Raw genomic sequence first — 15120 nt, 5'->3', positions numbered from 1 at the left:
CGTCACGAGGATCCTGATGCCCACACGTTTCAAATCCATGCAGCGTTCCTCCAGCCAATAGGCGAACACAAAACTCGAAAGGGCCTCCGCTTCGCGCTCATAGTATAGCGCATAAGCGCAGCAGGGGCAGGGTTTGCTCGTCTTCTGCCGCACCGGACTGGGGCAAGGCCAAGCCCGGCTTAACCTGCACGGCGACGGGCCGGGTCCCCGATCGAGTCGTCGCAACCTGCAGCTTTGGGAACACTTCTTTTCTGTTCTTAACACCGTTTTTTATGCTATGCTCTTTAAACCGACCGCGTCGGCGGACGGCCGCCGCCGTCCGAAATTCAAACAGGGAGTGATCGTTATGGTTCTTGACTCCAATGACCTTGCCTTCATCCTCTCCAACCTTGGGGGCCTCTTCATGGCCGTCGTCCTCCTCCTCTTTATCCTGTCATTCTCCGTGCGGATCGTCCCGGAGTACCGGCGCCTCGTCCTGTTCCGGCTGGGACGGCTGGTGGGCAGCCGGGGCCCCGGCATCGTCCTGCTCATCCCGCTGCTGGACCGGGCGGTGACGGTGGACCTGCGCATCCTGACGCTGGACGTCCCCGTGCAGGAGGTCATCACGAAGGACAACGTCGCCATCAAGGTGAACGCCGTCGTCTACTTCCGGGTCCTGGACCCGTCGAAGTCTGTGGTGGAGGTGGAGAACTACATCGTCGCCACCAGCCAGCTCGCCCAGACCACCCTCCGCTCCGTCGTGGGGTCCGTCGAGATGGACGAGGTACTCTCCTCCCGTGAGAAGATCAATCAGGAGCTGCAGGAGATCATCGACGAACGCACCGATCCCTGGGGCATCAAGGTCAGCGCGGTGGAGGTGAAGGAGCTCGAGCTGCCGGAGGGCATGAAGCGGGCCATGGCCCGTCAGGCCGAGGCGGAGCGGGAGCGCCGCGCCAAGATCATCGCGGCGGAGGGCGAGCTTCAGGCGGCCACCAAGCTCTCCGAAGCCGCGCGGCAGATGGAGGTTTCCCCCGTGACCCTGCAGTTGCGCTACCTGCAGACCATCCGCGAGATCGCTGGGGAGCGCAACTCCACCACCTTCTTCCCCATCCCCATCGACCTGCTGCGCCCCTTCATCAACCAGGCCTTCGGTCGGGCCCCGGAGGGCCCGGGCAAAGCCTGACGTCGGCCTCCAAAGGGACGAAAAACCGACCAAGCGCCCCCAGCGGGCGCTTTTTTTGTGCCCATAGACTGCGGCTTGACAGTCCAAACGGACCTGAACGCAGGACGCCCGCACCTTAAGGTTAGTTAAAGTCAGCTTTACAATACTCTTTATGTGCGATTCAACGAGCGTTTTGTCCGGCATGCTGCGGAAGAGGGCTTGTCATTTCACAAAATGAAGCCCTTCGTACGAGCATTGCCTCACCGAACTTGAGCCGGACAACGATGTTGGTGCGAAGATAATACCCAATCGCGTTTTATATGGATTGCTCCACCTTCGGGACAGCCCCCCTTCCAAGGAGTCAAAAACACTAAGCATTTCCCTTAACGTGAATTGGTATCAGCTTCGGAACCGTCACTTTAAACCTTCGCGTTATATAAAATTTGCAAAACGAAATTCCTTGTGTGCAGGAATGAAAACATTCCATAAGATTCTGAAAATATCTTGGTGCATGGGCACTCATTTCTACTTGGGAGTGGTGCCTGTTATAATTAACTCTCAGTGCTATTTTAGGACTGCATAACATGTCTTCCCCGAGTCGTCTTTATTTCCTATTGTTCTTTAGTGTTTCACGTGAAACAAGGCGAAAAACTAGCAACCCTAGCAAAATGACTTAGAGGCTAGCTCTAACTAAGTAAATCTCTTGAATCGCAAATTATTACGATCAAGCTGAGCCAAGCAAAAGACAAACTCCAGATTTTTGGCCCCAGGATCGGAGAGCGTCCTGATGGAGCTGGAAGTTGTTGCCCCTGAAAAACAACCCCTTCGCCTCGTAACGCGCATCACCTACTCACGGAGGGGAGATGAATCACGCAAGCTTTCCTCAGCGCTCTCATAACCCATCGTCAGCTAACTTCTACAACTTTGATCAACTCGATCGTCCTATTGCAAATTTATCCCTATCATGACAGTTAAAATAGATACTTGTGGAAACGACAAGCTTAACCACAGCGTCATAAAAAGCTGTCCCGAAACACGTCGCAACCAATGTGGTTCCCGGCCCGTCAGAGGAGCCCTCTGTAGAGTGTCCCCACAAAAATACCTAATGCGGATCGTCATCGTCATTTTACACATTACCATCCAAACACCCTTTTATTCTTCGATTCGTCTGAACTCGTAACAAAGAACACTAAAATCGACAACCTTGCGAATGTCCACCTCATGAGAGCAAGATATGCTAAAATTTTTCGCTCATTGACGACGTGTGTACGCCATCCTCAAACGCGGATGGCTAAATCTCTTCAAGACAAGCTAGGCATCTTGGCAAATTTCGGCAAATTACGCTAACCGCAGCTTTGTTTCTTCCCCAAAAATTTTGTAATTATCACTGAAAACTCAAGATGAATGGCGATATTCTCATTTCAGTTTCATATCGAACATCTAGCACGTTGTTTCGTTCCTCCTGCTCGCCGTATCACTATGTACAGTTTGGCTTTTGTTGAGGCTTACAAAAGCCGTTTTTGTCTACGAATCGTTTAGAAAGATATTCAAGCCAAAACATCCTATTAAAACCCCAACGTCCCGTTCATTCATCAATATCCAATTCATAGTTTTCGACAGTTTAATCAAAAATTACCTCCTTGGTGCTTGTCAGCATCCTCAGGGTTTCGCTAAAGAAGATAAATCACCAGACTTCCTTAAATTTAATTTGCTGTGAAATTATGCTTCTAGCATTCCATGATCTGCTGCTAGTTGGCTCTCTGCTTAGGCTGGCTTGATGATTCCACAGTTATAGAGGATTTAAGGGGTCCATCTTCTCATCGTTTCAGGAGAAGAAACTCGAAGGGAAATGTGCATAACTTATGTGGATATGTGATTAACTTTGTGGATGACTTGGACCCAACGGGCCCATAAGGCACCCTGATGGAGCCCTGCAACAAAAGGCCTGCAGCGCACTCCTATGTTCTATAGGGAAATGGGGGCAATTCCTCATTAAAAATTATTATTTATTAATGTTATAACAATAAATATATTATATATCGACTAGTTTAGCGTATAAAGAGATTAACTTTTACTGCTCTTTATTGGAGAGAAGAAGCACTGCCTCGGAAGCCAAAGCGTGTGACAGGAGGCAAGGGCATCAGAGCTACGTATTTATACTTAAATCAATTTAAAATCCTCTAAAGTCTTGCGACATGGTCCTTTAAATTCAAAATAGGCCTTGCATATTTCGTAAAGGCTGATAAAATGCAGGAAAATCTTTGTTTGGAGGCGTAAGCAATGACCAAAGCGGAACTTATTGATGCGATTGCGGAGAAGCTGCTTCTGAAGAAGAAGGACGTCGTCCCCGTCGTGGAGGAAGTGTTTGCTTCCATCGAGGGCGCCCTTGCCAGAGGCGAGAAGTGCACCTTCGTGGGATTCGGCGTCTTCGAAGTGAAGGAGCGCGCGGCGCGCGAGGGCCGCAACCCCCAGGACCCCACCAAGGTCGTGAAGATCCCCGCCAAGAAGGTGCCCGTCTTCCGCCCCGGCAAGGATCTCAAGGAGAAAGTTCTGGCCATCAAGGGCAAGAAAAAGGCAAAGTAGTCCCTGCAACCTGCAAAACGAGAAAAAGGCGGCCGTCCGAGCCGCTTTTTTCTTACTCTTTCGGACGCTCAACCGCCCGCACCGTCAGGGCACGCCGTGCCCGCCCTAAGGAAGGAAAAAACACAATGCTTCAATTCAAGCCCATAGCCTGGGAGGACAAGGAAAGCTACACCTCCTGTTTTGAACGGTGCCCCGTTCACTACGCGGAGTACTCATTTTTTGGCCTGTGGGGGTGGCTGGCAAGCGTCCCCATCGACCTGGCCCTCGATGAAACCGTGTACTGGCTGCGCTCCAGAGGACCGAAGCCTGGAATCTGCGGACCCGTCGGGGACTGGAGCCAGCTCGACTGGCGCCGCACCCTGGAGCACTTCGCCTCGGAGGAGGTCCTCTTCGACGTTCCGGAGGGGGCCGTACAGCTCATCCCGGAGGACCTCAAGGGGACCCTTGAGGTCGAGGAGGACCGGGACCAGTGGGAATACGTCTACTCCGTGCCGGAGCTCATCGAGCTCAAGGGGAAGAAGTACGCCCACAAGCGCAACCGCGTCCGGGCCTTTTCATCGAGCTACGAGTGGGACTACTTCCCCATGCTCCCGGAGGACTTTCCCGCCGTCATGGAGTTTCAGGAGCGGTGGCGCGCACACCGCGACAGCACCATGACGGAGGACGAAACGGTTTCGCTCTACGACGAGGACCTCGCCATCCGCGCCGCCCTGGAGCGCTGGGACGACTTTCCCTTCCTAGGAGGCATCCTGAAGGTGGACGACGAGATCGTCGCCTACACCATCGCGGAGGAGCTCGACAGCCGGACCCTCGACATCCGCTTCGAGAAGGCCTTCGGCGAGTATGCTGGAAGCTACCAGGCCATCAATCAGCTCTTCCTCAAGAACCAGGGCGCCGGATACGACTGGGTCAACCGGGAGGAGGACATGGGCGAGGAGGGGCTCCGCGCCGCCAAGTTGTCCTACGGCCCGACGGACATGCTGAAGAAGTACAGCGTGCGTATCAAATAAGCGCCCTACTGAAGTCCGCTAAAGCTTCTCCAGGTCGTGAACGGCGGCCACGTCGATCTTGTGGTCCGCAGCGAGCGACTCCACCGTTTCCAGCGCCTCGCAGGGAAACTCGCAGGCCAGCCCGCAGCTGGAGGACAGCTTGCGCGGTACGGGGGCGATGCGCGCCGATATCCCCGCGCCACGGCAGGTCCGTTCGAACATCAGCGCCATGCTGGTCGTCTTAAAGGTTGCGATGCAGCTCAATCCTAACCCACTCCTTCCCGAAGGTGTCCTTGCTGCCACGACCCCAATTATAAAACGAAAAGGGCCCGGCCGACCCAGCGAAGTTTCCGAAAGGACGTGGACGGGTATAATGTAAGGATACGTTTGTCGTGACGAAGCGACGAAAAGGGGAGGGAGCGGAGTTGTTCTACCTGGTGCTGGGGATCTTCGTGGCCGTTGCATTCGGCGCGCTGCTCAAAAAGCAGCAGACGCGCCAGCACCCGCAGCCCCCTCAGGAGGCTGCCCCGCAGGAAGGAGTCCAGGCCGCGCCCCCCGAAGCGCCCCAGGAGGATCGGCTTGAGATCGGTGCGCCCGAAGTCAAGGCCCCAGAGGCTCCGGCGGAGGAGGTCACGCCTCAACCCGAGGCCATTCCGGCGCCGCAAGAGGGCCGCAGCATCGCCATCCTTCAGGAGGAGGTCGTCCCCTGCGATACAGTCCTGGCCGCAAAGCCCATCAGCTCCCCCAATGCGGTGGGGAGCGCCACCTACTCGGCCGCTGCGCCCGCAACCCTCGGCGAGGACTCCCCCTACGCCTACGGCTCCTCGGCAGAACCTCCGAAGAAGGCGAAGCCCTCTGCCTCGCTCCTGCGCTGGTGCGGCCGTACGGGCTCGCTGCAGGTGGGGGACCTCGTCATCCTTGGGCCGGTGACCTACTGGTCCGACGGCCCCAGCTCCGTCAAGGACCCCTGCTGCATCGACGTCGTCCTGCCAGTGGAGTACCCTCAGGAGGGTGCTTCCCTCCCCGCCGACGGTGCCGCCTCCTACGCCGAGATGACGCCCCTCCAGCGGGGCGTCTACCTGACGTGGCTCGCGGGCGGACGCATTCAGCCCCCCCTTCACCTCTGCTACCCCTCCCTGTGGCTGTACGGCCTGGAGCGGCGCGTCATCGCGGACCGGCTGGACATGGGCCTGTGCCTTGCGGAGGCCTTTCGCCTGCTGCCCCTGATCCGCTGGGACGCCGTGCTGACGAGCCTCATCCACTTCATCACCTGGCTGGCCGCCAAGATCTGGCTGTCGGAGGACGAGCTCCTGAGCTTCTGCAAGAAACTCCTCGTCGTGCCGGGCGAGCTCTTAATCATGCTGCTGGGGTCCTACGCCAACTCAAAACTCCCTCTGCCCTCCGCGGTGGCCTTCACCCTGATTCGCACGTCGGAGAGGCTTCGGACCGCCGCCCTGGGCGAAAGGGCACCGCAGGTCGCCCACTCCGACGAACTTCTTCAGAAGTTCACGCCGCTCTACAAGGAAGCCACGAACGGCGGGCTGATCCTCCCGAAGCCCAAGACCTCCCTGACCCTCGCCTACACTCCCACGAACCCCTCCCTGGACGCGAAGAAGGAGGCCTCAAACGGCGTGGTGGAGCTGCCCAACTTCTTCGAGGACCTCGGCGTCTTCGACCCCCTCGTCGCCGTGTGGCGGGACTTCGTCGCCGACCTGACGCCCCGACAGCCCAAGACCGCGGCGGAGAGCCTGGAGGGACGGCCCGACTTCGAGGGATTCGTCGAGGCCCTGAGGCAGGGTGGCGACGACGGCCCCCTGACCTCCACCCTGGGCGCGCTGGGCGCGTTGATGGGCCTGGACTGCTCGACGGATAAGGTTCACGGGGGCGACCGAAAGAACATGGTGGAAACGGCTCAGGTGGAGGGCTATCAGATCCTGCCCAACCTGGGGCTGCCCGGTTGGGACTACGGATGGGAGGACCCGATCCTCCTCCTCCCTCTGGAGCTTGGGGCCAGGCTCTCACAGGATTACCTCGCGGCCTCCTTCCTGCTGGACCTCCTCTGCGCCCTGATGGAGGTCCGGATCCGGAAGCTCTTCGAACCACTGCGGCAGCGCCTGAACCACTACTTCTCCCTCTCCACGGAGGACAACGTCCGGCTGGAGGCCCAGGGGCTCCTGGACGTCCCCGCCCACCACCCCGTCGAGCGCTATGGAGAGCTGGTCCAGTTCTGGCTTCAGGGGGAGGACCTGGCCGACCTGCGCAACTTCCTGTTCGACTTCCTGAGCTTCCTTCCCCAAACCCAGGCGGAGGAGCAGGCCCTGCGGGAGAGGGTCTGTGGCGTCCTGAACGTTTCCTCTGCCACCCCACCGCCCTACGAGGAGCGCGCGCCGCTGGAACGGGGCGAGGCCCTACTCAAGACCCTGTCGCCGCTCTTCAGAAACTCGTAGCCGATTGTACGGCATAAAACCCGCCGCCCCTTCGGGCGGCTCTGAGTGATTCAGGAGGGATCCCTGTGTTCGACTATGTGATCATTGCAGACGACTACACCGGCGCCGTAGAGATCGCGGCAAAGTTCATGAACGGCGGGTACAACGCCGCGGTGACGCTGGACCCCGGCTCCATGGGCGCCCTGCGCAAGTACTCCGCCGTGGCCCTGGACATGGAAACGTTCTTCCTGTCCCCGGAACGCGCCGCCCAGAGGGTTGAGAACGTAGCCCGCGACCTTTTGCCCTGGAAGGAGAGCGCGGCCTTCTTCAAGCGCATCGAGCCGGGCCTTCGGGGCAACGTGGGCCCTGAGCTCCGCGCCGCCGCCGACACGCTGAAGTTCGACTGCATCGTCGTGGCCTCCGCCTTCTCCAGGAGCCGCAAGGCCGTGGAGGAGGGCACCCTGCACCTGGACCGGCAGGAGCCCATGTCCCCCCAGACGGCCACCACCGCCCACCCGGCGAGCTCCGCCGCCGTGGCGAAACTCCTGCGGGAGTCCGGGATGGACCCCAGGGAGGTTTCACGGGAGGATATCCGTACCCAGAGGACGGCAGAGGTCGTGGCTCAAAACGGCTGCTACTGCTTCGACGCCGAGAACGACGAGGACCTGCGCCTCATCGTCAGCGGCGTCCTGAAGGCCCGTTCCGTCAAGGACGTCCTGTGGGTCGGGTCCATCGGCCTGGCCAACGCTCTGGCCACCGCTCCAAAGTCCTTCGTCTTCGTCGTGGGGACGGCCCACCCCAGAAGCCTCCGCCAGGCGCGCCAGCTGGTCGATCAGGGCTACGTCAAGACCATCCCCGTCAGCATCGCGGGCCTGAACGGCGACCTGGCGGAAGCGATGCTCCCCCTCACCGCAGAGCTGGCGGACCCGCTCCTGCGCTGTGGGCAGTCCATCCTGCTGGTGGCGCAGGACGAGGAGGGACGCTTTATCCGCGGCCACTACCCCAACGAGGACGTGGCGGGGTTCCTGGACCTGATGGCGAACACCACCCGCGAGATCATGGGCCATGCGAGGATCGGCGGGCTCTGCGTGGCGGGAGGGGACTGCGCCGCCCGCATCGCCCAGCGTGCCCGGGCGGAGAACGTGGCCCTGGAGCGGGAAATCCAGGAGGGGATCACCCTCACGACGCTGGTGGGCGGCCCCTTTGACGGCCTCCCCCTCATCACCAAGAGTGGCTCCCTGGGCGGCGAGAGCGCCCTGGTCCACTGCATGGAGTTCTTCATTCACCGCAGCGAGGGCAGGAGCGGGCTCCCCTGGATGTAGTGATTTTTTAACCGGACTTCTTCAGCGCTTCAGGGTCGGGGAAAGCGCCGGGCGAAGAAGGCCCTGAGGTGGGCCAGGGCCTGGGCGGTTTCCGGCGTCAGGGACGGAGGGCACTGGCTGCGGAAGCGCCGGACCTCCGCCTCCGGCGGCTCGATGGCCGGAGCGCGCCTTCCGGGCCTTTGGCCCGAAACGGCGGGCTTCATGGGCGGCGCTCCCAACGTGACCTTCACCTCGTCAACGTCCAGGTCCCAGCGCTCCTTGAGGGCGCGCCGGACGTTCCCCTTCATCTGGTTCAGCTGCTGCGCCGCGTGGGGCGTCTTCGCCGCCACGAAGAGCACCCCCGCCACCAAATCGTAGGGCGCGGAATTCCGCGCCCTCGCGGCCCCCACCACGAGGGACCAGCACCGCACCATCTCCCTCAGCCGTTCGGCTCGGACGTTCCGCGGGACGAGCCGTCCCAAAAGGTCCTTCACGGACACCATGCGGTCCAGCCTGGGCCGCCCCGCCGTCACCCGCTCCTCCGGCGCAGCCGTCCGACGCTCGGCGACCGCGTCCCTCATCCTCCGCTCCTCCGACCCCGCTGCCGAAGGACCACCGAGAGCAGTTGCACGTCCGCCGGGGTGACGCCCGACAGGCGAAGGGCCTGGCCCAGGGACTGGGGCCGCCAGCGAGAGAGCTTTTGACGGCCCTCGGCGCTCAACCCCGTCACCGCGCCGTAATCCAGGTCCTGCGGGATCGGGACGCCGTCCATGGCAGCCGTGCGCTGGGCCGTGCGGGCCTCCTTCTCAAGGTAGCCGGCATAACGCAGCGCCGTTTCGACGCAGTGTGCCTCCTCCTCGTCGAGAGAACGCTCCGGGGGCGACAGCCTCGAAACCAAGTCGTAGGTCACCCCCGGACGCCGCAGGAGGTCCGCCCCGGACAGGGGCTCCGCCGGGGGTTCCACCCCCGCCTCGCCAAAGAGCGCAGCCCACTCCTCCGAAGGGGTCAGGCGTGTCGCCTTCAGCCGTTCCGCCTCGCCGTCTTCCCGTGCCCACCGCTTTGCGAGGGCGTCCCACCGCGCGTCGTCGATCAACCCCACCCGCCGCCCCAAATGGCTCAGACGGCGTCCCGCGTTGTCCCACCGCATCAGGAGCCGGTACTCACAGCGGCTGGTCAGCATCCTGTACGGCTCCTCCGTGCCCTTCGTCGTGAGGTCGTCCACCAACACGCCGAGGTAGCCGTCAGACCGCCCCAGGACCAGCGGTGCCTCTCCCTTCACCTGAAGGGCGGCATTGACGCCCGCCAGAAGCCCCTGAGCCGCCGCCTCCTCGTAGCCTGAGGTGCCGTTCACCTGCCCCGCGGTGAAGAGGCCCGAAACCTCCCGATTCTCCATAGAAGGTGACATTTGGTCAGGGCTTAGATACGCATATTCGATGGCGTATCCGGGCCGCAGGATCTTGGCGTCGGCACAGCCGGGCAGGGAATGGACCAGCTCCACCTGCACGTCGTAGGGCAGGCTGGTGGAGAAGTTCTGAATGTAGACCTCTCCCGTTTCAAGGGAAACGGGCTCAAAGACGATGGGGTGCGTCCTGCGGTCCGGGAAGCGCAGGAACTTGTCCTCGATCGAAGGGCAATACCGGGGCCCGTTGGACCTCAGCCCTCCGGCGACGAGGGGGGAACGCCCGATGTTCGCCCTAAGGACCTCATAGGTTCGCTCCGTGGTCCGGGAGAGCCAGCAGGCGTAGTCCGACCGGTGGAGGCGCTTTTCCCCCCACAGGTCGAAGCAGAGGGGCTCCTCGGCCGACCTCTGGGGGACGGCGACGCTGAGGTCGATCGTAGCCAGGTTCAGGCGCGGCGTGGTGTCCGTCCTCATGCGTCCCATCCTGAGGCCCAGGGACGCGAGTGACTTCAGCAGGCCCTCCGCAGGCATCTGGCCCATGGGGCCGGAGGGGAAGGAGCGAGCCCCCACGAAAACGCGCCCTCCCAGGTAGACGCCGCCGCAGAGGACCACCGTCCGGGCATCGTAGCGCACGCCGTACCGCGTCAGGACGCCCGTCGCGCGCCTCCCCTTCCCGTCCGGCCGGGTCAGAAGCTCCACGGCCTCGTCCTGAATCACGTCCAAATTGGCCTGAGACAGGAGCTGCCTGCGGTAGTGCAGCCCGTAAAGCGCCGGGTCGCACTGGGCCCGGAGAGCCCGAACGGCCGGACCCTTGGAGGTGTTCAGCCAGCGGACCATCAGCGTCGAGGCGTCCGCGGCCCTCGCCTGCTCCCCGCCCAGGGCGCTGACTTCCCGCGTCAGGTGGCCCTTTGCCGGGCCTCCGATCGAGGGGTTGCAGGGCATCATCGCCGTGTTGTCGAGGTTCAGGTTCAGCATCAGCGTGCGGCAGCCCATGCGCGCAGCGGCCAGCGCCGCCTCGCAGCCGGCGTGCCCTCCGCCGACGACCACCACGTCATATCGTTCCTGAAACAAGGGATCGACCTCCAGGGGAATCCGCCTTGACGCTCATCGAAACAGGGCGCAGACGTTCTTGTCCAGATCGGGAAAGGGGTCCTCCACGCCGGTGAGGAAGACCTGCCAGCCGGTCCCGGCCAGGGCGGTCCCCGCTGCCGCCCGCCCCTCCGCGTCCAGCTCCGCTGCCAGGTCGTCGAAGAGCAACACCGGCTTGCGGCCGATCCGGGCCTCCACAAGCCTTCCGGCGGCCAGGATCAGGGCGAGGACCAAGCGTCGCTTCTGCCCTCGACTGAGGGACTCTGACGCCGGACGGCCCAGGGCCGTGACCTCCAGGTCGTCGCGTCCGGGACCCACCAGGGGGCGCATGGCCCGAGCCTCCTGCTCCTCGTGCTCCGCCAGCGCCGTCAGGAGGTACTCCTCCCCGCTCCCGGTCAGGGCGGGCCTCAGGGCGATGGAGAAGGGCGGCGCCGAAGCGTCCGTCCCATCCAGCGCGAGGGACAGGCGCACACACACCCGGCGTCGGGCCTCCAGGATCCAGCCCCCCATACGGGCAAAGGGCAGAGTGGTAGCCCGAGGCGAGCGTCCCTGGCGCAGGAGGGCCGTCCTCCGTCGGGCCACCTGCCGAAACTCCGCCAGGCGCCGCGCGTAAGGGGGCAGGCACAGTGCGGAGAGCCGATCCAAAAAGAGGCGGCGCACGGCGGGAGGGCCGTCAATCAGGTCGATGTCGGTGGGTAGAAAGACGATGGAGGGGACCAAAAGGCGGACCTCCGTGCAGCTCGCCTGTTTGCCGTCCGCTCTGAGGGTCAGACGCGTCGATATCTTCGCCTGAAGCTCGTGCCCGCTCTCCCCTGCCGCCCGCGCAGCCAGCAGGGCCCGCCCCTCGCGGGAGCCCCAGGCCACGACCCTGCCGATGCGGCCCCCGAACGGCCCCCAGCCGGAGAGGAGGTTCAGGCCCTCCAGGAGGTTCGTCTTCCCGGACCCGTTGGGCCCACAGATGAGGTTGAGCCCCGGCCCCCACTCAAACCGCGCGGACGGAAAGCTGCGGAAGTCCCTTAGGGCGCAGGCCTCAAACCGCATGGCTCCGCCGGTGCAGGTTGACGGTCACGCCTGCTGATCCCGCTCCATTGCCGCGTCCTCCTCCGTGCCCTCCAGGAGGTCCTGAGGGGCGATGCGCGCCGGCATGAGCATGTAGAGAAAGCTGTCCGAGTCCTCCTGAAGGACGCGGGTCTGGCCCTCCTCGCCGTTGAACTCCACCGTCACTTCGCCGCCCCTCAGAGCTCGAACGCCGTCCTGGAGGTAAGTCAGGTTGAAGCCCACCCGCAGAGGGTCCCCGTCAATGGAGGCACTCAACACCTCAAAGGCCGTTCCGAAGTCCGGCGCCTTCGCGGTCATCTCAAGCTCTCCGCCTGGGGAGAGCCGGAGCACCACGAGGTGGGCCGGGGTGTTGCGGGCGATGATGTCCAGCCGCTCCAGGGCCGGGAGGATCTCGTCCTTGCGGACCCGAAGGGTCGTGAGGACGTCGGAGGTCAGGATCCGCTCGTAGTTTGGGAAGGCGGACTCCACGCACCGGATGGAGAACTCCACCCCTTCGAGCTGAAACCAGGCTGTCGAGCCGTCGTTCAGGATTTGGACGTGTGACTCCGGGTCCCCCAGGCCGGTGAGCCGGTTCAGCTCCTTCAGGGCGGGGATGGGCAGCATCATCTCCCGCTCGGCCTTGGACTTGCAGGGACACTTCGAGATGGAGAGCCGTTTGCTGTCCGTGGAAACGACGCTCATCAGGTTCTCCTGGACCTTCACGAGGCAGGTCCCAAGGTACTTCGGGAAGTCCACCGGCGTGGAGCTGGCCACGGAGCCCTCGTTAATCGCCTGCATCAGGTCTGCGGCCAGGACGTCGGCGAGCGCCAAGGCGCTGTCGCTGCGCGGGATGTTGGGGAACTCCGAAACGGGAAAGGTCGAAAAGCGCATCTTGTTTCGCCCGGCCGTAAGCGTTCCGCGCTCCTGAACGACTTCCAGGGTGGCGGTGTCCGACTGAATTTTCTTCAGAAAGTCCCCAAAGAGGCGGACGGGGAGGACGGCGGAGCCGGCCTCGACGGTCTGGACCCCCGAAGCGGTACACCGGATGGCGGTCTTGAAGTCGGTCGCCTCAAGGGTGACGGCATCTCCTGCGTTGACCAGGATGCCGCTGACGGCGTTCATGGCGCTTTTGGCGTTGCTGGAGTGTTCGGCCATCTGCCAGGCTTTGAGGAATTCCGTTCGGTTGATTTCCAGTTTCATTCCAGGTCCTCCTTTTTTGGGTCTTTTTTGTTGGAGTTTTTTTACGTTTGGCGTTTGCTGGTTGTGTATTGGTTTGAGGTTTCTTTTGTTTTTTTATTTTTTAGTAACAGTAATAGTAATAACCTCGAACAAGTCTGTGGATAAGTTGACGCGATGCCGTCGATTTCGGTTGTTGTGTCGTGTGGATTTTTCGTGGGAGTCCTGTGGATAACCTGTGGGCGGCGTGGGCGAATCCCGTGGCCCACAATTTGTTTTGTGGACAACACTTGGATATCCACAACTCGTTCACAGCCTGTTCTTGAGGTTATCCACCGTCCGACGCACCTCCTGGTCCGTCTTGACGAGTTCGCCGATCTTCTTCCGTGCGTGGATGACCGTGGTGTGGTCCTTCTTGCGGAAGGCGTGGGCGATCCGAAGAAGGCTCGTCTCCGTCATCTCGCAGCAGAGGAACATGGCGATTTGTCGGGCCATGGCCAGCTCCGCCGTCCGCTTGGAGCTGGTCAGCTCCTCAGGGCTCATGCTGAAGTACTCCGCCACGACGCTCTGGATGTCCTCCACCGTCACCGGCGCCTTGACGTCCATGCGCAGGACGTCCTTCAGCCACTCGGAGCTGCGCTCGATGGTGACGGGCTCGCCGTAGAGCTCCGAGGACATGATGACGCGGTTCAGCGCGCCCTCCAGGTCCCGAATGTTGCTGGGGATGTGTTGAGCCAGGAAGTGGACGACCTCGTCCGGCAGGTCGCAGCCCCGCAGCATGGCTTTCTTCTGCAGGATCGCAATGCGCGTTTCCAAGTCCGGGGGCTGGATGTCCGCCACCATCCCCCAGTTGAAGCGACTGATCAGTCGGTCCTCGATGTTCTGAAGCTCGGAGGGCTGCCGATCCGAGCAGATGACGACCTGGCTGTTGCCCTCGTAGAGCGTGTTGAAGGTGTGAAAGAACTCCTCCTGGCTCCGCTCCCGGTTGCCCAGGAACTGAATGTCGTCGATCAGAAGGATGTCCACGTTGCGGTAACGATCCTTGAACTGGTCCGTCTTCGAGTCCCGGATGGACTGGATGAACTCGTTCAGGAACTTCTCCGCGCTGATGTAGAGGGCTCGAAGGTCCGGCGACCGTTTCAGGGCGTAGTGGCAGATGGCGTGCATCAGGTGCGTCTTGCCGAGCCCCACCCCGCCCCAGATAAACAGAGGGTTGAAGCGCTCCTTCACGGGGGCCTCCGTGGAAACCAGGCTCTCCGCGACGGCCAGGCTCGAGGCCTGCGCCAGGCGGTTCGATTTGCCCACCACGAAGCTCTCGAAGGTGTAGTTCGGGTTCAGGTTGATTCGCGCCACGGGGGCGCTGTGCCCTGGCCTTTCCTGCTGATCCTGCCGTGCCAGTTCCGCCCTGGCCTCCTCCGGCTGCACGCTGGCCTGGAGCCGGAGGCCCCTCACCCCCATCCCCTCCGCTGCCTCGTTGAGACGGGCCAGAAACTTCTTCGCGATCTGCTCCTTGATGAAGGGGTTCGCCGTGTCCACCACCAGCGTTCCCTCCTCGATGGAAATGGGTACACAGGTGCTGAACCACAGCGGGACGGCCTCCTCCGGGAGGTCCGCCCGCGCCAGGATCCCCTGCCACAGGTCCATCAGATTTCGTTCGTCCTTTTGCTGCAATCCCTTTCACCCCTGTACCTTGAAGCCTGTCCCCTGCCGCCTGGTCACAGGCGGGGGACCACCGTGATGGGGATGTGGACGAGCGCCGACCCCGTCCCTCCCGTGAGATCGCAGGGTTGTCCACATCGACGGCCCTCTGTAAGGCGTTTCTCAAGCCAATTTGAGTTAATTATACACTTATCCACAGGGAAATGACGCAAAACCTGTGGATAACTCGCCGTTTCCGACCCGCTTTCAGAGCGCGATGGGGATAAACGAAGGTAAAATGAACGAGTTCATTCGTCGCGGATGCTTCACGGCGGAGTTA

The 15120-nt window shown here is 61.8% G+C and carries 11 protein-coding genes; 5 read left to right on the top strand and 6 right to left on the bottom strand.

What is annotated here, in order from left to right:
• The first annotated feature begins 346 nt into the window (after positions 1-346).
• The 3 genes from ACO41U_RS05440 to ACO41U_RS05430 all read left to right on the top strand — a co-directional run bounded on the left by ACO41U_RS05440 (position 347) and on the right by ACO41U_RS05430 (position 4734).
• Positions 347-1162, top strand: a complete 816-nt coding sequence (locus ACO41U_RS05440) for a slipin family protein (RefSeq protein WP_485942225.1) — start codon at positions 347-349, stop codon at positions 1160-1162.
• A gap of 2259 nt (positions 1163-3421) precedes the next feature.
• Positions 3422-3724: an HU family DNA-binding protein gene (locus tag ACO41U_RS05435; protein WP_298781203.1), complete on the top strand. Its 303-nt coding sequence runs from the start codon at positions 3422-3424 to the stop codon at positions 3722-3724.
• A 125-nt stretch (positions 3725-3849) separates the two neighbouring features.
• Complete coding sequence (locus ACO41U_RS05430) at positions 3850-4734, top strand: DUF2156 domain-containing protein (RefSeq protein WP_485942223.1); 885 nt, start codon at positions 3850-3852, stop codon at positions 4732-4734.
• 18 nt (positions 4735-4752) lie between these two features.
• Here the strand turns inward: ACO41U_RS05430 and ACO41U_RS05425 are convergent, their stop codons facing one another.
• The gene (locus tag ACO41U_RS05425; RefSeq protein ID WP_298781207.1) at positions 4753-4977 is read right to left on the bottom strand and encodes a putative Se/S carrier protein; all 225 of its coding nucleotides are present in this window, start codon (positions 4975-4977) and stop codon (positions 4753-4755) included.
• Between the two features lie 128 nt (positions 4978-5105).
• Between ACO41U_RS05425 and ACO41U_RS05420 the strand changes: the two genes are divergently transcribed.
• Positions 5106-7160 (top strand): TerB N-terminal domain-containing protein, encoded by a 2055-nt coding sequence (locus tag ACO41U_RS05420; RefSeq protein WP_485942220.1) that lies wholly within the window; start codon positions 5106-5108, stop codon positions 7158-7160.
• 65 nt (positions 7161-7225) lie between these two features.
• Positions 7226-8461: a four-carbon acid sugar kinase family protein gene (locus ACO41U_RS05415; RefSeq protein WP_298781212.1), complete on the top strand. Its 1236-nt coding sequence runs from the start codon at positions 7226-7228 to the stop codon at positions 8459-8461.
• 29 nt (positions 8462-8490) lie between these two features.
• Here the strand turns inward: ACO41U_RS05415 and ACO41U_RS05410 are convergent, their stop codons facing one another.
• From ACO41U_RS05410 to dnaA, 5 genes are all read right to left on the bottom strand, one after another.
• Entirely contained in the window at positions 8491-9021 is a 531-nt protein-coding gene (locus ACO41U_RS05410) for a DciA family protein (RefSeq protein WP_485942218.1), read from the bottom strand.
• Positions 9018-10910, bottom strand: coding sequence for a tRNA uridine-5-carboxymethylaminomethyl(34) synthesis enzyme MnmG (gene mnmG, locus ACO41U_RS05405; protein WP_485942216.1), 1893 nt, complete (start codon positions 10908-10910; stop codon positions 9018-9020). The genes ACO41U_RS05410 and mnmG overlap by 4 nt, the downstream gene beginning before the upstream one ends.
• 33 nt (positions 10911-10943) lie before the next feature.
• On the bottom strand, positions 10944-11969 hold the full coding sequence (gene recF / locus ACO41U_RS05400) for a DNA replication/repair protein RecF (protein ID WP_485942214.1): 1026 nt from the start codon (positions 11967-11969) through the stop codon (positions 10944-10946).
• Between the two features lie 24 nt (positions 11970-11993).
• Entirely contained in the window at positions 11994-13166 is a 1173-nt protein-coding gene (gene dnaN, locus ACO41U_RS05395) for a DNA polymerase III subunit beta (protein WP_485942212.1), read from the bottom strand.
• Between the two features lie 285 nt (positions 13167-13451).
• Positions 13452-14813: a chromosomal replication initiator protein DnaA gene (dnaA, locus tag ACO41U_RS05390; protein WP_298781224.1), complete on the bottom strand. Its 1362-nt coding sequence runs from the start codon at positions 14811-14813 to the stop codon at positions 13452-13454.
• Between the last annotated feature and the right edge of the window lie 307 nt (positions 14814-15120).

This window comes from Fretibacterium sp. (assembly GCF_057312375.1).
The sequence above is the reverse complement of the archived record's forward strand: the minus strand, read 5'-3'. Positions and strand labels throughout refer to the sequence as shown.

What these genes read in the sequence shown, in the direction of transcription:
- ACO41U_RS05410 (WP_485942218.1), bottom strand. Translation starts at nt 9,021, where the DNA reads ATGAGGGACGCGGTCGCCGAGCGTCGGACGGCTGCGCCGGAGGAGCGG.
- recF (WP_485942214.1), bottom strand. Translation starts at nt 11,969, where the DNA reads ATGCGGTTTGAGGCCTGCGCCCTAAGGGACTTCCGCAGCTTTCCGTCC.
- ACO41U_RS05440 (WP_485942225.1), top strand. Translation starts at nt 347, where the DNA reads ATGGTTCTTGACTCCAATGACCTTGCCTTCATCCTCTCCAACCTTGGG.
- ACO41U_RS05430 (WP_485942223.1), top strand. Translation starts at nt 3,850, where the DNA reads ATGCTTCAATTCAAGCCCATAGCCTGGGAGGACAAGGAAAGCTACACC.
- dnaN (WP_485942212.1), bottom strand. Translation starts at nt 13,166, where the DNA reads ATGAAACTGGAAATCAACCGAACGGAATTCCTCAAAGCCTGGCAGATG.
- ACO41U_RS05435 (WP_298781203.1), top strand. Translation starts at nt 3,422, where the DNA reads ATGACCAAAGCGGAACTTATTGATGCGATTGCGGAGAAGCTGCTTCTG.